The sequence below is a fragment of the Streptomyces yatensis genome (genome assembly GCF_018069625.1).
GTDB classification, from domain to species: domain Bacteria; phylum Actinomycetota; class Actinomycetes; order Streptomycetales; family Streptomycetaceae; genus Streptomyces; species Streptomyces yatensis.
Genome location: NZ_CP072941.1, coordinates 5,268,096 through 5,288,391, shown reverse-complemented (window position 1 = coordinate 5,288,391; position 20,296 = coordinate 5,268,096). Strand labels below are relative to the sequence as shown.

The window sequence follows — 20,296 nt, the reverse complement described above, 5'->3', positions numbered from 1 at the left end:
GGAGGCATGAGAGACCCGTCGCCCTACCGTGTCTGCTTTGTCTGCACCGGCAACATATGCCGCTCGCCGATGGCCGAATCCGTCTTCCGCGCCCATGCCGCGGAGGCCGGGCTGGACGGCCGGGTCGAGGTGGACAGCGCGGGCACCGGGCCCTGGCACGAGGGCGACGGGGCCGACCGCCGCGCCATCGACGTGCTCACCGCACATGGCTATGAGCAGGATCACATCGCACGGCAGTTCCAGGCCGGCTGGTTCGATCACCTCGATCTGGTGATCGCCCTCGACAGCGGCCATCTCCATGAGCTGCGCGCACTCGCGCCGACCCCGCACGACGCCGCGAAGGTGCGGCTGCTGCGCAGCTACGACCCGGACGCGGACCAGAACGCGCTGGGCGGCCTCGATGTGCCCGACCCCTACTTCGGCGGGACGGACGACTTCGAGGAGTGCCTGGACATGATCGAGGCCGCCAGCGGCGGGCTGCTGGACGCGGTCACGGGGGCCATCGACGCGACGGAGAGCGCCGCCGGGGTCTCCTCGGCGACGGAGAGCGCCGCCGAGGAGACCCCGGAGCAGGCCGTCCAGAGCGCCGAAAGCACGAAGAGCGCGTCGGCCGCCGATGGCCCGGACGCGGGGAAGGAGTCCGCATGACCGGCGACGGCACCCGCGCCGTACGGGCCGGACTGCCCGAGGCCGAGGCGTACGAACCGACGCTGCCCGGCCCGGTCTTCGCCGCCCACTACCACCTCCCCGGCGACGCCGCCGGCCCCTACACCTACGGCCGGGACGCCAACCCCACCTGGTCCCTGCTGGAGCGGGCGATCGGCGAGCTGGAGTCACCGGGCAACGACGCCGAGACGGTCGTCTTCTCCTCCGGGATGGGCGCGATCTCGGCCGTACTGCTGTCCCAGCTGCGTCAGGGCGACGCGGCCGTGCTGCCGACGGACGGCTATCAGCTGCTCCCGGCGCTGATCGAGCGGCTGCAGGGCTACGGGGTCACCGTGCACACCGCCCCGACCGACGGGGACGCCCAGCTGGACGCCCTGGACGACCGGACGAAGCTGCTCTGGCTGGAAACCCCGTCCAATCCCGGACTGGACGTCTGTGACATCCGCCGGCTCGCCGAGGCCGCGCACGCCCGCGGCACGCTGGTCGCCGTCGACAACACGCTCGCCACCCCGCTCGGCCAGCGGCCGCTGGAGCTCGGCGCGGACTTCGCCGTGGCGAGCGGCACCAAGGCGCTCACCGGCCACGGCGATGTCCTGCTCGGCTATGTGACCTGCCGCGATCCGCGGCTCGCCGCGGAGGTGCGGGCCTGGCGCAAGACGGTGGGCGCGATCCCCGGCCCCATGGAGGCCTGGCTCGCCCACCGCTCCCTGGCCACCCTCCAGCTGCGCGTCGACCGCCAGGCGGCGACCGCCCTGGCCCTCGCCGAGGCGCTGCGCGAGCGCCCCGAGATCACCGGGCTGCGCCACCCCGGCCTGCCGACCGATCCCGCCCACCGGGTCGCGGCCGGGCAGATGCGCGGCGGGCGCTTCGGCTGCGTGGTCTCCTTCACCCTGCCGGACAAGGAGTGCGCTGAGCGCTTCCTGGACGCGCTGCGGCTGGTGGACGACGCCACCAGTTTCGGCGGGGTGCGCTCCACGGCGGAGCGGCGCGGACGGTGGGGCGGCGACGCGGTGCCCGAGGGGTTCATCCGGTTCTCGGTGGGCGCGGAGGACCCGGACGATCTGATCGCCGATGTGCTGCGGGCGCTCGACGCGGCCTCCGCCGCGGCGGGTGGCTGAAAGCGGGCGGGTACGCCAGTGCGGGCGTCTCAAGCCTCCCCCCTCGTGGCTTGAGACGCCCCGGTTCTTCTCGTGGAGAACCGCTCGAACAAGGCTAGTTGACTCAGCGTCAGTGTCCAATCACAGTAGCGACATGGACCTATCGGCATATTTATAGTTGGCGTGCGTTCGGGGCGCGACGAGGCGAGGGGAACCGCATGGATCTGGCCCTCTTACGCACCTTTGTCGCGGTTCACCGCGCCGGGTCCTTCACGCGCGCCGCCGGGCTGCTCGGCCTCTCCCAGCCCGCCGTCACCGGCCAGATACGCACCCTGGAGCGGCAGCTGGGCCGCCCCTTGTTCCTCCGTACGGCGCGCGGCGTCGTGCCCACGACCGTCGGGGACGAACTCGCCCACAAGGCCGCGCCGCATCTCGACGCCCTCGTGGAGATCACCGAGGCCGGTCTCGACGACGACCGCTCGGCGCTGCGCACCCTGCATCTCGCGGGCCCCCCGGAGTTCACCGCGCTGCGCGTCCTGCCCGCGCTGACCACCCTCGTCACCCAGGGCCTGGCGGTGCGCTGCGCCTTCGGCAGCACCGAGGAGCTGTTCGAGGGGCTGGGCGCCGGCCATCACGACCTGGTCATCACCACTGCCCGGCCGCGGGGCCGGCTGCTGGCCGCCACCCCGCTGTGCGACGAGGAGCATGTGCTGGTCGCGGCCCCGCGCTGGGCGGCCCGGCTCGGTGGTCCCGCGGTGCTCCAGGTCAAGGGGGTGCGCGCGCTGGAGGCGCTGCCCGTCGTCGAGGTGCACGAGAGCCTGCCGCTGGTCACCCGCTACTGGTCGGCCGTCTTCGACACCCGGCCGGTCACCGCCGGCACGATCATCGCGCCCGATCTGCGCGCGGTGCTCGCCTGCGTCGCCGAGGGCGCCGGGCTCGGCGTCCTGCCGCGCTATCTGTGCATGGACGCGCTGGACGCCGGGGAGGTCGTGGCGCTGCTCAACCCGCCGGTGCCGCCCCTGCGCACCTATTTCCTGGTGGTGCGGACGGGGGCGCTCGCGCTGCCGCATATCGCGCGGGCGCACGAATGGCTGTTGCGCGCGGCTGTCGACTGGTGAGTAAGTGGTTTCGCGGGGCGAAGGGTGCGGCAGATGTCCTGCATGACCGAACGACCTGTGGTCAAACGCACCGCTCGCGCCATTCTCCTCGAGGGCGAGGCCGCCCCCCGGATGATCCTGATCAAGCGCACCAAGCCCGGACAGGCGCCGTACTGGATCACACCGGGTGGCGGGATGGAGCCCGAGGACGCGACCGTCGTCGAGGCCCTGCACCGCGAGGTGGACGAGGAGTTGGGAGCGAAGGTGACCGATGTGGTGCCCGCGTTCGTGGACACCGTCCCCCATCCCGATGAGGGCGCGGACGGCGCCCAGGGCGCCCAGGGCGCTGGCGGGGGTGGTGGCGCCGGTGGCGCCGGCGGGGTGAAGGTGCAGCACTTCTTCGTCTGCAGACTCGCCTCGATGGACCTCACCCGGCGGCACGGCCCGGAGGTGGATGAGCCGTGCGGGGATTACGACGTGGTGAGCGTCCCGTTCACCCGTGAGGGGATCGCCTCGGTCGAGGTGGTGCCGCCCTCGCTGCGGGCCTATCTCGACGCAAACATCGAGGGTGTGCTGGCCCTGCTCGCGGACGACCTCGGCTAGGAGCCTGCCGGGCGGACGCGGTTCTTCGCGGGGCAGGACCTAGCGGAACCAGCCGCCGAACGGCTGCTGAGTCTTCCGGGCCGCCCGCTGACGTGCCTCGGCCAGCACCCGTTCGGCCTCCTCACGCCAGGTCTCCGGGCCCGCGTCGGGGCGTACCTCCGGCCGTATGGCCGGGCTGAGATCGGCGCGCGCCACGGAGGGCCGCGGCGCTTCCCCTGCCGAGTCGGCCGGTTCGGCCTGCGCTGCTGGTGGGGTCTGGGTGGCCGGGTCGGCCGGCACGATCTGGCCAGGAAAGTCCACCGGCTGGCCGGCCAGGTCCACCGGCCGCACGACTGGTGGGACGGCCGGGGCGGGCGAGGCCGAGACAGCTTGGGCGGCCTCGCCGGGAAGGTCGATCGGGGCCGGTGGGGTGGGCAGGACGGCCGGTACGGCTGGGGCGGGGCCCGGGGCGGCCGGTACGGAGCCCGGGGCGCCCCGTACGGCTGGGGCCGGACCCGGGGCGGCCGGAGCTGCCTGAGCCTGAGGGCCCGAATCCGCCGGAGCCGCCTGGGCCTGAAGGCCCGCGACCGCCGGGGCCGACGGGGTCTGAGGGTCCGGGACCGCTGGGACCGACAGGGTCTCAGGGTCCGAGACCGCCGGGGCGGCCGGGATCTGAGGGCCAGGGGCCGCCGAGACTTCCGGGGCGGCGGTGGGGGCCTGAAGGTCCGGGACAGCCGGGGCGGTTGAGAACTGAGGGCCCGAGACGGCCGGGGTGGCCAGGGCCTGAGGACCCGGGGCCACCGGGGCTGCTGCGGTGAGCGGGGCCCGAGAGCCCGAGACGGCCGGGGTGGCCAGAGCCTGAGGACCCGGGGCCACCGGGGCTGCTGCGGTGAACGGGGCCCGAGAGCCCGAGACGGTCGGCGTGACCAGGGGCCGAGCACCCGGGACCACCGGGGCGTAGGGGACAGGCGGGGCCTGAAGGCCCGGGATGGCGGGGGCCGCCGGGGTGACCGGGGTCTGAGGGCCCGCGACGGCCGCCATGGCCGGAGCCTGCGTACCCGGGACCACCGGGGCGTACGGGACAGGCGGGGCCAGAAGCACCCGGACCGCAGGGGCCGCCGGGGCCGGCCAGCCGGGCGGGTCCGCCGGTTCCGGGGTCGGTGGGGTCGCCGGGGTAGTGGGGGGCGGGGCGGCGGGCGGGGTCCGGCGGCCGTCGCGCGCCTCGGCGGCCGCGCCGAAGAAGTCGCCGCCCTTCCGCTTGACGTCGTCCGTCCCCCAGTCCCGTTCCCGGTCGTGCTCGAGGGCCTGGTCACCGGAGGGTCCGCGGTGCCGGTTGTCGCCGCCGCCGGTGCGCCGCTGCGCCGGGACCTTCTGGAGGTGCGGGATGTGCTTGGCGCAGTGGATGTACGCCTCCTCGATGGTCACCTCGACCCAGACCACCGCGCGCCGCCCCGGCACCGGGTCCACCGGCAGGCCGGGGTGGGCCTCGCGCATCTCGGCGTCCTCCACCACCCGGGCCCGGCCGTTCACATGCAGCCCGATCCGGTCCCGGAAGAAGTCGACCATGAGAATGCCGACGTGGGGGTTCTCCTGGATATTGCCGAGGCTGGCCAGGACGCCGTTCCCCCGGTATTCGGGATAGGCCAGGGTGCGCGCGTCGAGTACCCGCAGAAAGCCGGGCGGACCGGCACGGAAGGTGTTGTCACACTCCCCGTGCCTGTCGGAGGTGGCCAGGAAGAACATCTCCTGGCGGTCGATGAACTCCCGCATCCGGGCGTTGAGGTGGTCCAGCACCTGGTCGTCGTAGAAGCGGTCGGCGCGGTCGACCGTGTCCAGTCGCCGCTGCAGAAGGTGTTCGCCGTCGCTCCCCGGACGCCAAGCGCGGTCGTCGAGGTGCTCCGCACTGTCCACGGTTCTCGTCCCCGTCCTACTGATTCGCCATCCGGAATCGCCGGAATGCCTGCCTCATGTCGGTATTTCGCCGTCTGCCGTCCGCGCCCTATTCCGCGGCCGCGGCGAGCTCCTCGATGGAGTCGTGCCGGATCCGGTGGGACGGAATACCGATGCCCACCAGGGCGTCGACACCGCTGCGGATCATCCCGGGCGGCCCGGAGAGATACGCGTCGAACGCGTTCCACGGGCCGTACTGCCGCACGGCGTCCGGCAGCCGGCCGCTGAGGCCGTTGGTCGGGCCGTCGGAGACGACGGGGCGGACCGCGAGCCACGGATGCTTCTGCGCCAGCCGCAGCATGGTGTCGATGTCGTACAGGTCGTGATCATTGCGGGCGCCGTAGAAGACCTCGACCGGACGGTGGCGGCCGTAGTCGGCGACGTCCTCGACCAGTGCCTTGATCGGCGCGATACCGGTGCCGCCGCCCAGGCAGAGCAGCCCGTTGTCGCTGGAGTGGTCGACCGTCATGGACCCGGCGGGGGGCCCGAGGCGGATCACATCGCCGGGGCGGGCCCGGTGCACCAGCGCGGAGGACACCCAGCCGGCCGGAATGGCCTTCACATGGAAGGAGAGCAGCCCGTCGGAGCGCGGCGCCGAGGCGAACGAATAGTGCCGCCACACCCGCGGCCACCAGGGCGTCTCCACTGAGGTGTACTGGCCCGCCAGAAAGGGGTACGGCTGGTCCGGGCGGACGGTGATCACGGCGATGTCGTGGGTGCGCGGCTCATGCCCGACCACCTCGGCCTGCCACCACGCGGGGGCGCGCAGTTCGTCCTCGGCCGCCGCGTCGATCATGATCTGGGAGATCGCGGTGTAGGCACGCACCCAGGCGGCCTCGGCCTCGTCGGTCCAGGTGGTGACCGCGTAGCGGGTGAGCGCGCCGATCAGGCATTCGCCGACGGCGGGGTAGTGCTCGGGCTGGGTGCCGTACTTACGGTGGCCGCGGCCGAGCCGGGTGAGGAACTCGGTGAGGATGTCGGGGTCGTCGATGAGCCGGGCGGCGGTCAGTATCGCCTTGAACAGCCGGTCGCGCTGGGCGTCCATGGCGGCGGGGAAGAGCGGCCGCAGCTCGGGGTGCTGGACGAAGAGCAGCGCGTAGAAGTACGAGGTGACCTTGTCGCTGATGGGCTCGACTTCGGCCATCGTGCGGCGCAGGAGGATCGCGTCGGGCGAGGCGGTCTCGGGGGCGGCGAACGGCGAGTCCGGGCCGGGCCGCACGTCCTGCGGGGCCGGGGCCTCATCGGGACGCTGATGCTCCTCGCGCCTGGGGGGCATGGGGCCGGGGGCCGCGGGGCCGGGGGCCCGGCGCTCGTCCACCCGACGGTCGTCCACCCGGCGTTCGTCCACCCGGCGTTCGCCGGGCCGCGGGCCGGACGGCCCCGGACCGGGCGCGGGGGGCGGCTCCACGGGCGTACGGCGGTCGGCTCCGGTGCCGACCGGCCGTATCGGATTCACCGGACGGCTGGGCGCACGCTCGTCGCTCTGCCGGTCCGGGGCCCCCTGCTCCTCGGCCGGTCGCCTGCTCGGGGTGAACCAGCCCCAGTCGCCACTGTTTCCGCCGGAGCCGTCGCTGCCGGCCGACGATGTGGTGGTCGGAGCGTCCATGGTTGCCTCGCCTCGAACATCTTTCTGTCGGTCTTCGCACTTCCGCTGCCGGAATGTGCCCGCAATTCCCCGTCCTGGTCCCCTGTTTCAAGCGAGAATGGTCGTGCCGACCCTCTCCGTGACTCTCTTCGGGCAGCATGCCACGCTCGTTCCCCACCCCGGGCACATAGCCCGAAGTCCGGGGAACGGGGGCCGCGTTCCCGTTATGCTGGTTGGCCTGGGATGCCCGTTCTGACCCCGTTACAGCACGCCGCACGGAACCGGACCCGACCCTACCGGCCCCGGATGAATTCACAAGCCCCAAGTGCACCGCATTCGTTACACCTGCCAACTCGCGTAATTACCGATAGTTACGTGCGGTTACCCATCAATTCGTAAGCCTCTCGGAGATCGCGACCGGCATAGGCGTGGGATGCGATTTCGCTCACATGGTGGTCGGCGTTCACGGCGACCGAGACCGGCACCACCGAGAACAGCTCCGCGTCCGAGAGGGAATCCCCATAGGCCACGCAGTGGTCCCTGGTCAACCCGAACTTCGCACAGAGTTCATCGGCGATCCGGACCTTCGCGGCCGGGGTCAGGATCCCCGCCGGATCCACCGGCTCCCGGAACGGCACGGCGGGCCAGGTGGATCCGTAGGTGGCATCCGCGCCCCACTCCAGCAGCCGCGACACGAAGAAGCCCGGCGAGAGCGAAATCACCGCACAGCGCTCGCCCCGCGCCCGGATGTCCGCCCACACCTCACGGATCCCCACCAGCCACGGCGCCCCCTCGAACGCCGCCGCCACATGGGCCTCCGTCAGCTCCTCCCACAGCGCGCAGGCCCGCTCGGCGAACTGGGCCGTCGTCAGCTCCCCGCCCGCGAACGCCCGCTCCAGCGCGGCGATCTCCCGCTCCAGACCGAGCTGGTGGGAGATCTCGATCGCGGCGGCGGAGCCGTGGATGAGCGTGCCGTCCAGATCGAACAGATGCAGTCTGGTCATACCAGCCGAGCGTAGAGGCAACCCTCCGGGCCCGGCCGCCCCGGTCCTGCTCTGCTGCCCGGCGCCGCCGTCGCGGCCCGCGCCCGCCGCCGGGAGTAGGCGTGGATACTCCCGCCGTCAGACGCCGCGGGGGCCGCCGCGCCGCCACGGTGGGGGCATGCAGCAGCTCACCCGCCCCGTCCGCCGGGGCCTCCTCGTCGTGCATGTCGTCGTCTCCGTCGGATGGCTCGGGCTGTCCCTCGGGATGCTGGCCCTGGGGATCACCGGGGCCGTGGCCGATTCGGCCGAAGAGGCCGGGGCGATGTACCGGTCCATGAATGTGCTGGGCGACTGGCTGCTGATTCCGATCAGCCTGCTGGCGCTGGCCAGCGGGATCGTGCTGTCGCTGGGGACGCCCTGGGGGCTGGCCCGCCACCGGTGGGTGTACGTGAAGTTCTGGCTGACGCTGGTCACCACCGGCGCCACGGCGTTCGCCCTGCGCGCCAGTATCGACGACGCGATGGCCGATGTGGTGGCGGGCCGGGCGGTCGGGGCGACCACGGATCTGATCGTGGCACCGTCGGTCAGCCTGGGCGTCTACACCTTCCTCACCGCGATCTCGGTGACCAAGCCCTGGGGGCTGACCGCCCGGGGGCGACGGCTGCGGGCGACAAAGCGCCGATAGTTGCATACGCGGTCTTTTTCATCGCTGGACTATCCTGGAACCCGCTCACCCACCAAGGAGGGGTTCCATGCCGGAGAAGGCGCCCAGCGCCGTCGCCCCGCCCGCAGGGCAGGCCCTCGCCCAGGGCTGGTGCGCCCTGTCCTCCCTGCACGGCCGGATAGAGACGCATATCGAGCGTGCGCTGCAGGCCGGGCACGATCTGAGCGTCCGCGAATTCTCCGTGCTCAACGTCCTCAGCGGACAGCACGACGGCGACGGCGGACATCTGCAGATGAAGCAGCTCGCCGACTCCGTCGTGCTCAGCCAGAGCGCCACGACCCGGCTGGTCACCCGGCTGGAGGACCGTGGGCTGCTCTCCCGCTACATCTGCCCCGGCGACCGTCGCGGCATCTACACCAACGTCAGCGACGACGGGCTCAAGCTCCTGGAGGAGGCGCGGCCGACGCACGACGCGGCGCTGCGCGAGGCCCTGGCCGACGCCGCCCGCCGACCGGAGCTGGCACCGCTGGTCGCCGCCGTCGAGAGGCTGACGGCGACGTACTGATGGCCGTGTGCTGATCGCCACCGGCCGTGAGCCGCTTGCCCCTGGTCCGCCGCCCGTCCGGGGCTCGCGGGCCCCGGCGTAGGCTCACCGCATGAGCGACTTCGAGATACGGCGCGCGACCGCCGATGACATCCCGGCGATCGTGGCCATGCTCGCGGACGACCCGCTCGGCGCCCACCGGGAGTCCCTGGACGACCCGGCCCCGTACCGCGCCGCCTTCGAGCGGCTGGACCGGGATCCCCAGCAGCGGCTGGTCGTCGCGGTCCGGGACGGCCGCACCGTCGGCACGCTCCAGCTGACCGTGATCCCCGGGCTGTCGCGGCGCGGCGCCACCCGTTCGATCATCGAGGGGGTTCGGATCCACTCCGAGGAGCGCGGCGGCGGGCTCGGCACCCAGCTGATCGAATGGGCCGTCGAGGAGTCGCGCCGCGAGGGGTGCGCCCTGGTGCAGCTCACCTCGGACGCGACCCGGATCGACGCCCACCGCTTCTACGAGCGGCTCGGCTTCGAGGCCAGCCACGTCGGCTTCAAGCTGCCGCTGGCCTGAGCCGTTCCTCTCGGCCTGTCCTGCCTGGGCCGACATGACCTGACCTCACCGCCGGGGCCGCCGGGGCCGCCGGGGTCGCCGGGACCACCGGGCGGTCTCACAGCGTCGCGAGGTCGATGGCTTCGGCCATCCGCCGGTAGCCCGCGTCGTTCGGATGCTTGAAGTCGCCCGAGTCGTACGCGGGGTCCAGCCGCAGCGGATCGGACGGCGAGGCCATGACCTTCGCGAAGTCGACGACCGCGTCGAAGGCGCCCGAGGTGCGGATCCACTCGTTGATCGCGGCGCGCTTCGCCTCCGAGCGCGGGGTGTGGTACTCAGCGCCCTTGAACGGGAGGATCGTTCCGCCGATGACCTTGAGTCCGCGGGCCCGGGCCAGGGCGATCAGCTCTCGATAGCCCGCGATCACCTGCTCCGCCGACACCTGCGGATTGGGCTTGTAGGTGGGCAGGTCCACCTCGCTGAAGCCGATGTCATTGAGCCCCTCGAGCAGGATCACCGACCGTACGCCCGGCTTGTCCAGGACATCGCGCCGGAAGCGGGCGCCCGCCCGGTCCCCGTACCAGGCCGAATCGTGCAGCAGCAGATTGCCGCCGATCCCGGAGTTGAGGACGGGTCGCGGGGTGCCCGCGGCCGCGAGGCGCTCGGCCAGCAGATCCGGCCAGCGGTGGTCGGCGTCGTCGGTCGAGCCGAAGCCGTCGGTGATCGAGTCGCCGAAGGCCACCACCGTGCCCGGGCGGCGGGGGCCGCCGGTGACCTCGACATCGGAGAGGTAGTACCAGGAGTGGGTGGTCTCAGTGAAGGCCGTCCCGGTGCGGTCGGCGCGGTGGTCGCCGTCCGCGCGGTAGCTGCGTGCGTACGCCTGGGCGTGGAAGGTGGCGGCGCCGGTGGGGCGGTCGAAGTACAGCGTGACCGTGACCGGCTGACGCGGCGCCACGCGCAGCGGGGCCGCGTCGCTCACGGTCTCACCGCCCGCCGGGATCTCCACCGGCCGCCGGTGCCCGAAGGTCAGCGCGCGCAGGCTCGCGCCATGGACGGAGGCGCCGTGCGCCGTACGGGCGATGGTCGCGCCCGCGATCCGCAGCGGCGTGGTGCCATAGCGGTTCGACAGCCGGATCCGGGCGGCCGTGCCGCCAGCGGTGACCCGGACGACCTGACGCAGGGTCTGGGCGGTGCGCTCGGCGAAGCCGCTCCCGGCCCAGTTCTTCTCGAAGCCCGCGCTGGGGCGCTGGACGGGGGCGGCCCATCCGGCCGACCAGCCGGTCCCCGGCCGGTCGCGGCCGGCCGCTGGGCCTCCGGGCCGGGCGGTGGCTGTCCCGGAGGCGGCCATGACGGTGGCGAGGGCGAGCAGGGAGGCGCTGAGGCGAAGCGTGGACGAGCGCATGGCGGGGCTCCTGAGGGAGGCGAGGGAGGGGCGGACCAGGCCGCTCCGGTACGGGGCACGGGGCGCCTGAGCGCCGCCGTACCGACGTACGGGAGTGCGAGAGCACCTGAGTACCGGCGTACCGAAGCACGGGAGTACCGACGTACCGAGTGCCGGTGTGCCGGTGCGCCCGGCGTACCGGAGTGCCTGAGACCAACCTGCCGTCCACCGCACCGCCGACCCAGCCCCCGGCCGTGCGTACCACTGGCGGGGTCAGGCTACGAGCGCCGAAGCCCGCGAACCGCCGGAGCCCGCGAACCGCCGAAACCCGGTACCGCCCGAACACCGGAAACCCGCGACCGCCGGATCACCTCACCCCGCCCCCACCCCCCTCAGAGCGCCCGCCAGCCCTCCGGGTCCACCCCGCCCGGCACCACGCCGTCCGGGGCGTAGGGCTCCCGGGTGAACACGAAGGTGCCCAGGTCCAGATGGGCCGGGGCGCCGCCCTCCCCCTCGACCACCCGCAGCGTCTCCCCCGCGTAATAGCCGTCGAGCCCCGTCCAGGTGCCGTCCGGCTCGGCCCTGAAGCGGGAGGCCCGGCCTCCCTGGGTGGCCGGGGAGAGCTCCAACCCGCGGTCCGCGCGCAGCCGCAGATGGTAGGCGCGCGGGCCCCAGTACCAGGGGCCGGTCAGCGCCAGCAGCGCCGGATCGGCCTCGGTCAGCGGCCGCCAGGGCTCGGGGATACGGGGCTCGTGCTCGGCCACGATCCCTATGAGGTCGGCGGCGATGGCGCCGATCGCGGGCCCCGCGGTGGTGTTGGCCAGCGCGATTCCGGCCAGCCGGTCCTCGGCGCTCACCCACAGCGAGGCCAGGAAGCCGGGCATGGAGCCGGTGTGGCCATGGAGGAACCGACCGCCGTGCCGGACGAGCTGGGTCCCCAGGCCATAGCCGCCGTCCCAGTCCCTCTCCTCGGGGGCGACGGCGGGCACCCGCATCTCGGCGAGCGACTCCGCGCCGAGCACCCGCGCGTCCCCGTCCAGCAGGAAGGCGGCGAAGCGGGCCAGATCCCCGGCGGTCGACCAGAGCTGCCCGGCCGGGCCCATCCGCCCGGTGTCCTCGGCCGGTTCCGGCAGCAGCACATCCGCCCAGGGGTGCACGGCCCAGCCCTCGGCGTGCGGGGCGCGCGGATCGAGCGACGTGCGCCCCATACCCAGCGGCTCCAGCACCTCATCGGCCAGCACCTCGCCCCAGGGCGCCCCGCGCAGCCGCTCGACCAGCGCGCCGAGCAGCGCGAAACCGGGGTTGGAGTAGTGGTGACGACGGCCCGCGGGGTGGACCAGCGGACGCTCGCCGAAGATATCGGCCGTCTCGGGCCGCAGCGCCCCGGGCGTGCGCTCCCACCACGGGCCGCGGGCCTCGGCGGCGAGACCCGAGGTGTGGGCGAGGAGCTGGGCCACGGTCGCGCCCTCGGCCTGCGGCACGTCCAGATGCTTGGCCAGCGGATCGCCGAGGTCCAGCAGCCCCTCGTCACGCAGCCGCAGCACCAGCACCGCCACGAAGGTCTTGGTCAAGGAGCCGATGCGGTACTGGGTGTCGGCGTCCGGTGCGGATCCCTCCGGTCCGTCCACGCGGCCGCGCGAGCCCGTCCACACCAGCCGCCCCTCCCGCACCACGGCCCCCACCAGGGACGGGGCACGGCCCTCGACCTGGCCGAGGGCGACGCGCCGCAGCAGGGCACGGCGGGTGGCGGGCAGCGGCTCCGTGAACTCATCCGCGTCGCGTGTGGTCATGTCGGCACTGTACGGCGGGGGTACGACAGCGGGCAGTCATCGGCCGGCCGATCGTCAGGCGGCCGGGGCACCGCCCGGGACCGCGTCGCGGTCTGGCCTTGACGTCAGGGTCAAGGTCTACCGTCGGCACATGCGGATCGGAGAGCTGGCCGAACGGGCGGGTACCACCACCCGCACCCTGCGCTATTACGAGTCGCTCGGGCTGCTGCCCGCGCGCCGCACCGGCAATGGGTACCGGTCGTACGACGAGGACGATCTGCGACTGCTCCAGCAGATCCGCGTACTGCAGGACTTCGGCTTCGAGCTGGAGGAGACGCGTCCGTTCGTCGAATGCCTGCGATCCGGCCATCCGGCCGGTGACTCCTGCCCCGCCTCCCTGGAGGTCTACCGGCGCAAGCTGGCCGAGCTGGACGAGTGCATCGGCCGGCTGAGCGCCATCCGGGAGCGGGTCGGGACCCAGCTCGCGCAGGCGGAGCTGGCCCGCGCGGAGCTGGAGGCCGCGGCGACGGCGCCCGAAGGGGCCCCGGAGCCGCGCTGCGAGCTGACGCCGCCCGGGCCGTGAGCCCCGCCGTCCCACCGTCCCGCCGTCACCACGACGGCTCCGAACAACTCCGAAGGAGAGATGAGATGTCGCTGACACACACCGGGGGAGTGACCACGGTCACGGACGCCACCTTCGGCGAGGAGGTGCTGACGGCCGAGCTGCCGGTGCTGGTGAAGTTCACCGCCTCGTGGTGCCCGCCGTGCCGGATGATCGCGCCGGTACTGGCGGAGATCGCGCAGGAGGAGAGCCACCGGCTGAAGATCGTGCAGCTGGACGTGGACGAGAACCCGTCCACCACCAACGCGTACGGGGTGCTGTCGATGCCGACGCTGATGCTGTTCCGGGCGGGCGAGCCGGTGCGGTCGCTGGTCGGGGCCCGCAGCAAGCGGCGGCTGCTGGAGGAGCTCGCCGAGGCGATCTGACGGAGCCGGAGCCGCGGCCGAACCGCCCCTGCTACGTTGGCCGGACATGACCATCAGCGGGGGCGGCCATCAGTGGGGACGGAAAAGGTGAGGTCAGCGGTGCGCGTCCTGGTGCAGGGGAAACCCGTCGGCTCCTATCCGGCGCTGCCCCCCGAGGCCGAGCGCGGTTCACCGCGCCGCATCACCGAGGTCGGTGAGGAGATTCTGCGCCGCTCCTGCCGGGAGGTGACCGAGTTCGGCACGCCCGAGCTGAGCGCCCTCATCGACGACATGTTCCTCACCATGTACATCGCCGACGGCGCCGGGCTGGCCGCCAATCAGGTCGACGTCGATCTGCGGCTGTTCGTCTACGACTGCCCGGACGACAACGGTGTCCGGCATATCGGCCACATCATCAACCCCGTCCTGGACCAGCCCGGTCCGGCCGAGCGGCTGCTCATCGAGGGCGCCGAGGGCTGTCTGTCCGTACCGGGCGCGCGGATGGACGTACCGCGCACCGACCGCACCGTGGTCCGCGGCGTCGACAAGGACGGCAATCCGCTGGTGATCGAGGGCACCGGCTACTTCGCCCGCTGTCTGCAGCACGAGGCCGACCATCTCTCGGGGCATCTCTACATCGACCGGCTCTCCAAGCGCGACCGCAAGGACGCGCTGCGGCAGATGACGGACCTCCATGAGCAGGTCCTGGCCCGGCGTGTGGAGAAGGCGGCGGCCCTGGGCCACCAGCTGCAGCCCTGACACCCGGCCCGCCCCCGGGCGGGTGACGGCCGGCATCGGTCTTACGTCACCGCCGCGTTACCGCGGGCGTCGCGCTCGCAGGACGGTGTCCTGGGTGTGATGGGTGCCGGCGGGGGCGGGGGCGGTACGTGGCCGGGTTTCGTTGATCAGGACGGTCCAGTCGTCGTCGAGGAGCCCGGCGATCTCGTCGGGCTGGTAGTAGTCGCCCGGGTCGAAGCCCAGAGCTAGTCGCGGCTGCGATACACGTCATCCCAGAACTGTGCGTCCATGGTCAGGCCTTACGTGGAGGGGGCGGGTCGGCCACCAACCTGCCCCCGCCCGTGGCGAATCGACAAAGCTTTTTGCCGAAACCGCAGAGAGCGGGCAGTTGTCGGGCCCGACTCCTGGCCTTCACCCCCGCCGACTCCCTCAATGTCCGCGCGTCACCTCGAGATACGGGCTTCGATGCCGTCGAGCATGCAGTCGAGGCCGATCCGGAAGGTGTGGTCGACGTCCAGGTGGGCGGCATCGCGCACCACCGTGGCCAGCGCGGGGAATCGGCCAGTGGCGAAGGTTCGCTCCAGATAGGGCCCGAGTGAGGCCTGCCAGCGCTTCTCGTCCATCCCGGTGGCCCGCTCGGCACGCCGCTCGGCGATCTCCCGACGCACGGCGCCGATCACATACGCGTTGACCGCGGCGACCACCGGCATGATGTCGTCCACGTCGACGTCGTCCAGTGCGGCCATCACGGCCTCCCCGCAGGCCAGCGCGTGCGGCCCGAGCTGGGGTCGGCCGCCCAGGAGGTCGGCGAGCCATTCGTGCTCGTGAGCGGCCTGCCGAGTGGCCTCGGCCAGAGACCGGAGCACTTCCCGCCAGCCGTCTCCGACCGGCCGGATCTCGGCGTGGGCGGCGTCGACCATCAGGTCGAGCAACTCCTCCTTGCCGGCGATGTAGCCGTACAGCCGCATCGGACGGACGTCCAGCGCGGTGGCGACCTTCCGTAGCGACACCGCGTCCAGGCCGTCCGCGTCGGCCAGCTGGATCGCCGCTCGCACGATCCGCTCCCGGCTCAACGGGGCGGGCACGGGTCGATTCGGCGGCTCCGGCCTCTCCCACACCAACATGCCGCTCACCATACATCGCATCGGGGAATACACTGTATCGTCGGAGCACGGTGTATCGAAGGAGAGGCAACCATGACCATCGCCATTGTCGGAGCCGGCTTGGGCGGCTTGGCCCTCGCCAGGGTGCTGCATGTGAACGGCATAGACGCCGTCGTCTATGAGCGTGAAGCGTCACGCGATGCGCGCGGTCAGGGCGGCATGCTCGACATCCACTCCGGCCAGCGGGCGCTGCGCGAGGCCGGTCTGATCGACCAGTTCCACGCGATTGCCCGTGGTGAAGGCCAGGACATGCGTCTTCTCCAACCGGATGGCACCCTGCTGCTCCAGGAGGACACGCCCGACGACGCCCCGCTCGAACGACCCGAGGTCGACCGCGCCGATCTGCGCAACCTGCTGCTCGATTCCCTCCCCCACGACATGGTGCGCTGGGGGCACGCGTTCACCTCCGCCGACAGCGGCCTGCTGCGCTTCGCCGACGGCCGCAGTGCGACGTATGAGCTGCTGGTCGGCGCCGACGGCGCGCAGTCCCGGGTCCGCCCGCTGCTCACCGACGCCCGCCCGGCGCATATCGGCCAGAACATCGTCGAGGTCGGCATTCCCGATATCGACCGCACGCACCCCGACCTCGCGGCGATGGTCGGGCGCGGCAACTACTGGGTGTTCGGCGACGGACTGTCCCTGGCGGCGCAGCGCAACGGCGACGGCCGCGTTCGCATCGGCCTCAGCTTCTACAACACCGGCGAGGACTGGTTCGCCACCAGCGGGATCCCGTTCGACGACCCGGCCGCCGCCCGGGCGCGGCTGATCGAGCTGCTCGCCGGCTGGGACCCACGGTTCACCGCGCTGATCGCGGCCTGCGACGACACGGTCGTGCCGCGGGCGATCACCACGCTCCCGATCGGCCTGACCTGGCCGTCGACGCCGGACGTCACACTGCTCGGCGATGCCGCGCACCTGATGCCGCCGGTGGGAGAGGGCGCCAACATGGCGCTGCTCGACGGCGCCCTGCTCGGTCTCGCGCTGGCCGCGCACCCGGACGACTTTCCCGCCGCGGTCAAGGAGTACGAACGCGAGATGTTCGAACGCACCGGCGCCGCCGCCCGGATGTCCGCGGACATGCAGGAACTGCTGATGTCGCCGGACGCCGCCCAGAAACTGCTCGCCTTCTTCCAACCCGGCTGAAGGTCACCCCGTACGACCAGGAGACCGGTCGTCCAGCCGGCGCGATCGTGACGCCCCGGCATCGCCGCGTATCAGGTCTGCGCCATGTCCACGAAGCGTGAGTAGTGGCCCTGGAAGGCGACCGTGATGGTGGCCGTCGGGCCGTTACGGTGCTTGGCCACGATCAGATCCGCCTCCCCCGCGCGCGGGGACTCCTTCTCATAGGCGTCCTCACGGTGGAGCAGGATGACCATGTCCGCGTCCTGCTCGATGGATCCACTCTCTCGGAGGTCGGAGACCATCGGCTTCTTGTCCGTGCGCTGCTCGGGGCCTCGGTTGAGCTGGGAGAGCGCGATGACCGGCACTTCCAGCTCCTTGGCCAGCAGCTTCAGGTTTCGCGACATGTCCGAGACCTCTTGCTGACGGCTCTCGGGGCGCCGGGCGCCGCCGGACTGCATCAGCTGGAGATAGTCGATGACCACCAGTTGCAGATCGCTGCGCTGCTTGAGCCGGCGGCACTTGGCGCGGATCTCCATCATCGACAGGTTCGGGGAGTCGTCGATGAAGAGCGGGGCCTGGGAGACATCCGGCATCCGCCGGGCCAGCCGCGTCCAGTCCTCGTCGGTCATGCTGCCGGAGCGCATATGGTGCAGCGCCACCCGGGCCTCGGCGGAGAGCAGACGCATCGCGATCTCGTTGCGGCCCATCTCCAGCGAGAAGATCACGCTCGGCATGTTGTGCTTGATCGAGCAGGCCCGGGCGAAGTCCAGGGCCAGGGTGGACTTACCCATGGCGGGGCGGGCGGCGATGACGACCATCTGGCCCGGGTGCAGACCGTTCGTCAGGGAGTCCAGATCGGTGAAGCCGGTGGGCACCCCGGACATCTGCCCGCTGCGTGAGCCGATCGCCTCGATCTCGTCGAGCGCGCCCTCCATGATGTCGCCGAGCGGCAGATAGTCCTCGCTGGTGCGCTGCTCGGTGACGGCGTAGATCTCCGCCTGGGCGTTGTTGACGATCTCGTCGACGTCCCCGTCCGCCGCGTATCCCATCTGGGTGATGCGGGTGCCCGCCTCGACGAGGCGGCGCAGCACGGCGCGCTCGTGGACGATCTCCGCGTAGTACTCGGCGTTGGCGGCGGTGGGGACCGACTGGACGAGGGTGTGGAGATACGAGGCGCCGCCGACCCGAGCGATCTCACCGCGCTTGGTCAGCTCCGCGGCGACCGTGATCGGGTCGGCCGGCTCGCCCTTGGCGTAGAGATCCAGGATGGCCTGGTAGACGGTCTCATGGGCGGGCCGGTAGAAGTCATTGCCCTTGAGGACCTCCACCACGTCGGCGATGGCGTCCTTGGAGAGCAGCATGCCGCCGAGCACGGACTGCTCGGCGTCGAGGTCCTGGGGCGGTACGCGCTCGAAGCCGGAGCCCTCCCAGGCGGAGCCGCCCCCTCCGTCGCGGTCCTGCTGGCCGTCGCGGCCCCGGCCGCCGCTCTCACCGCGGCGGAAGCGGGGGGACGGGAACCGGTCGGACGGGCCGGAGTCCGCCCAGGGGTCGTCCATGGGCTCGGGAACGCTCACCCCGTCACCTCCTCCCGTCCGCGAAGCGAACCTCGCCGTGCCCGTCCTTCTTACGGCACGGCTATGACACAACTGAGCGGCCGGCTTTCCGGACACGGCGCATCGGAGGCTGGGGTTTCCGGAGCCGAATCGGGTGGCGGGCGCCGGACCACGTTAGGCCCGTCGGGACCGCCAGCCAACTTGGTTATCCACAGGGCATGTGGATGATGGGATCCATCCTGTGGGTAAGTCGCGCGAACCTGTGCACGGGTCGGGGGACAGTGCTGTGGACAAACACACAATCACCCCGAGAGCCCAACTCTGACCTGCGGTTTCTCTATCCAGGGGCTGTGCAGAAGAAAAACTTCCGCCCCCGGCGCAAGATCACGACAAAGGGCGCAGAGAAGATCGTCCCGCACTCCGCCTTGTAAGGACCGGCGATCGCTTGTGTCTCTTACCTGTGGACGATTACATTGCCCTCATGACACAGGCCCCCACGAGCGCGCGGAGCACCCTGCGCCACCACGACCGCGAGATCGTCGCACTCGCGCTTCCCGCCTTCGGCGCGCTCGTGGCTGAGCCCCTCTTCGTCATGGTCGACAGCGCCGTCGTCGGCCATCTGGGCACCACCCAGCTGGCCGGTCTGGGCGTCGCCGCGGCCCTGCTCGCCACCGCCGTCAACATCTTCGTCTTCCTCGCCTACGCCACCACCGGGGCGGTTGCCCGCCGCGTCGGCGCGGGCGACCTCGCCGGGGCGATCCGGCAGGGCATGGACGGCATCTGGCTGGCCCTGCTGCTCGGCGCCGCCGTCATCGCCGTGGCCCTTCCCACCGCCCCGGCCATCGTCGACCTCTTCGGGGCCTCGGACACCGCGGCGCCCTACGCCATCACCTATCTGCGGATCAGCACCCTCGGCATCCCCGCGATGCTGGTGGTGCTCGCCGCCACCGGTGTCCTGCGTGGCCTCCAGGACACCCGGACCCCGCTGTATGTCGCCATCGGCGGCTTCGGGGCCAACGCCGCGCTCAACGTCACCCTGGTCTACGCCGCCGGGCTGGGCATCGCCGGCTCGGCCTGGGGCACGGTGATCGCCCAGAACGCCATGGCCGCCGTCTATCTCGCCGTGGTCATCCGGGGCGCTCGGCGCCACGGCACCTCGCTGAGGCCCGACGCCGCGGGGATCAGGGCCTGTGCCCACGCCGGGGCACCGCTGCTGATCCGGACGCTCTCGCTGCGCGCCGTGATGCTGATCGCGACGGCCGTGGCGGCCCGCCTCGGCGACACCGACATCGCCGCCCATCAGATCGTGCTCACCCTGTGGAGTCTGCTGGCGTTCGCCCTGGACGCCATCGCCATCGCGGGCCAGGCGATCATCGGACGCTATCTGGGGGCGGGCGACGAGGAGGGCGCCCGGGCCGCCTGTCGCCGCATGGTGCACTGGGGCATCGCCTCGGGCGTGGCGCTGGGTCTGCTGGTGGTCGCCTCCCGACCGCTGTTCATCCCGCTGTTCACCACCGATCCCGCGGTACGGGACGCCCTGCTGCCCGCCCTGCTGGTGACGGCCCTCATCCAGCCGGTCTCGGGGGTGGTCTTCGTCCTCGACGGCGTGCTGATGGGCGCGGGCGACGGGCCGTATCTGGCCTGGGCGATGATCGTCACCCTCGTCGCCTTCGCCCCGGTGGCGCTGCTGGTCCCCGCGTTCGGCGGCGGGCTGACCGCTCTGTGGTGCACGATGGCGCTGATGATGTCGGTCCGGTTGGCCACCCTGTGGCTGCGCACCCGCTCCGGCCGCTGGATCGTCACCGGTGCGGTACGAGGCTGAGCCCCGCCGCACCGCACCACGCGCGTCCCCGGACAGCACCGGAGCCACCGGTCCCCCGGCACGGCGG

18 protein-coding genes and 2 pseudogenes are annotated in these 20,296 nt (G+C 72.2%); 12 read left to right on the top strand and 8 right to left on the bottom strand.

Features of this window, described 5'->3' with window-relative positions:
• The first annotated feature begins 6 nt into the window (after nt 1-6).
• The 4 genes from J8403_RS22100 (at nt 7) to J8403_RS22085 (ending at nt 3,463) form a co-directional block, all read left to right on the top strand.
• Entirely contained in the window at nt 7-648 is a 642-nt protein-coding gene (locus J8403_RS22100) for a low molecular weight protein-tyrosine-phosphatase (RefSeq protein ID WP_211124677.1), read from the top strand.
• Entirely contained in the window at nt 645-1,784 is a 1,140-nt protein-coding gene (locus tag J8403_RS22095) for a cystathionine gamma-lyase (protein WP_211124676.1), read from the top strand. Before J8403_RS22100 ends, J8403_RS22095 begins: the two co-directional genes overlap by 4 nt.
• A gap of 197 nt (nt 1,785-1,981) precedes the next feature.
• Nucleotides 1,982-2,881 (top strand): LysR family transcriptional regulator, encoded by a 900-nt coding sequence (locus J8403_RS22090; RefSeq protein ID WP_211124675.1) that lies wholly within the window; start codon nt 1,982-1,984, stop codon nt 2,879-2,881.
• A gap of 42 nt (nt 2,882-2,923) precedes the next feature.
• Nucleotides 2,924-3,463 (top strand): NUDIX domain-containing protein, encoded by a 540-nt coding sequence (locus J8403_RS22085; protein WP_211124674.1) that lies wholly within the window; start codon nt 2,924-2,926, stop codon nt 3,461-3,463.
• A gap of 1,193 nt (nt 3,464-4,656) precedes the next feature.
• Here J8403_RS22085 and J8403_RS22080 read toward each other — a convergent pair.
• The 3 genes and pseudogenes from J8403_RS22080 to J8403_RS22070 form a co-directional block, all read right to left on the bottom strand.
• Nucleotides 4,657-5,290: pseudogene (locus tag J8403_RS22080) on the bottom strand (pyridoxamine 5'-phosphate oxidase family protein); the annotation flags it as partial.
• A gap of 151 nt (nt 5,291-5,441) precedes the next feature.
• Nucleotides 5,442-6,998 carry a globin domain-containing protein gene (locus J8403_RS22075; protein ID WP_211124673.1) on the bottom strand — a complete coding sequence of 519 codons (1,557 nt, stop codon included), beginning with the start codon at nt 6,996-6,998 and terminating at the stop codon, nt 5,442-5,444.
• A gap of 350 nt (nt 6,999-7,348) precedes the next feature.
• Entirely contained in the window at nt 7,349-7,981 is a 633-nt protein-coding gene (locus J8403_RS22070) for an HAD family hydrolase (RefSeq protein WP_211124672.1), read from the bottom strand.
• A 157-nt stretch (nt 7,982-8,138) separates the two neighbouring features.
• Here J8403_RS22070 and J8403_RS22065 point away from each other — a divergent pair, with 157 nt between their 5' ends.
• The 3 genes from J8403_RS22065 (at nt 8,139) to J8403_RS22055 (ending at nt 9,736) form a co-directional block, all read left to right on the top strand.
• A complete protein-coding gene (locus J8403_RS22065; protein ID WP_211124671.1) occupies nt 8,139-8,645 on the top strand; it encodes a DUF2269 domain-containing protein in 507 nt (168 codons plus the stop codon).
• A 67-nt stretch (nt 8,646-8,712) separates the two neighbouring features.
• Nucleotides 8,713-9,189 carry a MarR family winged helix-turn-helix transcriptional regulator gene (locus J8403_RS22060; protein WP_211124670.1) on the top strand — a complete coding sequence of 159 codons (477 nt, stop codon included), beginning with the start codon at nt 8,713-8,715 and terminating at the stop codon, nt 9,187-9,189.
• Between the two features lie 91 nt (nt 9,190-9,280).
• Nucleotides 9,281-9,736: a GNAT family N-acetyltransferase gene (locus J8403_RS22055; RefSeq protein WP_211124669.1), complete on the top strand. Its 456-nt coding sequence runs from the start codon at nt 9,281-9,283 to the stop codon at nt 9,734-9,736.
• A gap of 97 nt (nt 9,737-9,833) precedes the next feature.
• Here J8403_RS22055 and J8403_RS22050 read toward each other — a convergent pair whose 3' ends face one another.
• Complete coding sequence (locus J8403_RS22050) at nt 9,834-11,117, bottom strand: SGNH/GDSL hydrolase family protein (protein WP_211124668.1); 1,284 nt, start codon at nt 11,115-11,117, stop codon at nt 9,834-9,836.
• A gap of 371 nt (nt 11,118-11,488) precedes the next feature.
• Nucleotides 11,489-12,886, bottom strand: coding sequence for a serine hydrolase domain-containing protein (locus tag J8403_RS22045; protein WP_211124667.1), 1,398 nt, complete (start codon nt 12,884-12,886; stop codon nt 11,489-11,491).
• 130 nt (nt 12,887-13,016) lie between these two features.
• Here J8403_RS22045 and J8403_RS22040 point away from each other — a divergent pair, with 130 nt between their 5' ends.
• From J8403_RS22040 to def, 3 genes are all read left to right on the top strand, one after another.
• Complete coding sequence (locus J8403_RS22040) at nt 13,017-13,448, top strand: MerR family transcriptional regulator (protein WP_059143717.1); 432 nt, start codon at nt 13,017-13,019, stop codon at nt 13,446-13,448.
• A gap of 65 nt (nt 13,449-13,513) precedes the next feature.
• Nucleotides 13,514-13,852, top strand: coding sequence for a thioredoxin (gene trxA, locus J8403_RS22035; protein WP_272934423.1), 339 nt, complete (start codon nt 13,514-13,516; stop codon nt 13,850-13,852).
• 99 nt (nt 13,853-13,951) lie between these two features.
• A complete protein-coding gene (gene def / locus J8403_RS22030) occupies nt 13,952-14,590 on the top strand; it encodes a peptide deformylase (protein WP_211124666.1) in 639 nt (212 codons plus the stop codon).
• 57 nt (nt 14,591-14,647) lie between these two features.
• Here def and J8403_RS43720 read toward each other — a convergent pair.
• Nucleotides 14,648-14,806 (bottom strand): annotated as a pseudogene (locus tag J8403_RS43720) (SAM-dependent methyltransferase); the annotation flags it as partial.
• A gap of 206 nt (nt 14,807-15,012) precedes the next feature.
• Nucleotides 15,013-15,693, bottom strand: coding sequence for a TetR/AcrR family transcriptional regulator (locus J8403_RS22025; RefSeq protein ID WP_211124665.1), 681 nt, complete (start codon nt 15,691-15,693; stop codon nt 15,013-15,015).
• Between the two features lie 72 nt (nt 15,694-15,765).
• Between J8403_RS22025 and J8403_RS22020 the strand changes: the two genes are divergently transcribed.
• Complete coding sequence (locus J8403_RS22020; RefSeq protein ID WP_211124664.1) at nt 15,766-16,875, top strand: FAD-dependent oxidoreductase; 1,110 nt, start codon at nt 15,766-15,768, stop codon at nt 16,873-16,875.
• A 71-nt stretch (nt 16,876-16,946) separates the two neighbouring features.
• Here J8403_RS22020 and dnaB read toward each other — a convergent pair whose 3' ends face one another.
• Complete coding sequence (gene dnaB / locus J8403_RS22015) at nt 16,947-18,428, bottom strand: replicative DNA helicase (RefSeq protein WP_211124663.1); 1,482 nt, start codon at nt 18,426-18,428, stop codon at nt 16,947-16,949.
• A gap of 460 nt (nt 18,429-18,888) precedes the next feature.
• Between dnaB and J8403_RS22010 the strand changes: the two genes are divergently transcribed.
• A complete protein-coding gene (locus J8403_RS22010; protein ID WP_211124662.1) occupies nt 18,889-20,229 on the top strand; it encodes an MATE family efflux transporter in 1,341 nt (446 codons plus the stop codon).
• Nucleotides 20,230-20,296 lie beyond the last annotated feature (67 nt).

What these genes read in the sequence shown, in the direction of transcription:
- J8403_RS22100 (WP_211124677.1), top strand. Translation starts at nt 7, where the DNA reads ATGAGAGACCCGTCGCCCTACCGTGTCTGCTTTGTCTGCACCGGCAAC.
- J8403_RS22095 (WP_211124676.1), top strand. Translation starts at nt 645, where the DNA reads ATGACCGGCGACGGCACCCGCGCCGTACGGGCCGGACTGCCCGAGGCC.
- J8403_RS22090 (WP_211124675.1), top strand. Translation starts at nt 1,982, where the DNA reads ATGGATCTGGCCCTCTTACGCACCTTTGTCGCGGTTCACCGCGCCGGG.
- J8403_RS22085 (WP_211124674.1), top strand. Translation starts at nt 2,924, where the DNA reads ATGACCGAACGACCTGTGGTCAAACGCACCGCTCGCGCCATTCTCCTC.
- J8403_RS22075 (WP_211124673.1), bottom strand. Translation starts at nt 6,998, where the DNA reads ATGGACGCTCCGACCACCACATCGTCGGCCGGCAGCGACGGCTCCGGC.
- J8403_RS22070 (WP_211124672.1), bottom strand. Translation starts at nt 7,981, where the DNA reads ATGACCAGACTGCATCTGTTCGATCTGGACGGCACGCTCATCCACGGC.
- J8403_RS22065 (WP_211124671.1), top strand. Translation starts at nt 8,139, where the DNA reads ATGCAGCAGCTCACCCGCCCCGTCCGCCGGGGCCTCCTCGTCGTGCAT.
- J8403_RS22060 (WP_211124670.1), top strand. Translation starts at nt 8,713, where the DNA reads ATGCCGGAGAAGGCGCCCAGCGCCGTCGCCCCGCCCGCAGGGCAGGCC.
- J8403_RS22055 (WP_211124669.1), top strand. Translation starts at nt 9,281, where the DNA reads ATGAGCGACTTCGAGATACGGCGCGCGACCGCCGATGACATCCCGGCG.
- J8403_RS22050 (WP_211124668.1), bottom strand. Translation starts at nt 11,117, where the DNA reads ATGCGCTCGTCCACGCTTCGCCTCAGCGCCTCCCTGCTCGCCCTCGCC.
- J8403_RS22045 (WP_211124667.1), bottom strand. Translation starts at nt 12,886, where the DNA reads ATGACCACACGCGACGCGGATGAGTTCACGGAGCCGCTGCCCGCCACC.
- J8403_RS22040 (WP_059143717.1), top strand. Translation starts at nt 13,017, where the DNA reads ATGCGGATCGGAGAGCTGGCCGAACGGGCGGGTACCACCACCCGCACC.
- trxA (WP_272934423.1), top strand. Translation starts at nt 13,514, where the DNA reads ATGTCGCTGACACACACCGGGGGAGTGACCACGGTCACGGACGCCACC.
- J8403_RS22025 (WP_211124665.1), bottom strand. Translation starts at nt 15,693, where the DNA reads ATGTTGGTGTGGGAGAGGCCGGAGCCGCCGAATCGACCCGTGCCCGCC.
- J8403_RS22020 (WP_211124664.1), top strand. Translation starts at nt 15,766, where the DNA reads ATGACCATCGCCATTGTCGGAGCCGGCTTGGGCGGCTTGGCCCTCGCC.
- J8403_RS22010 (WP_211124662.1), top strand. Translation starts at nt 18,889, where the DNA reads ATGACACAGGCCCCCACGAGCGCGCGGAGCACCCTGCGCCACCACGAC.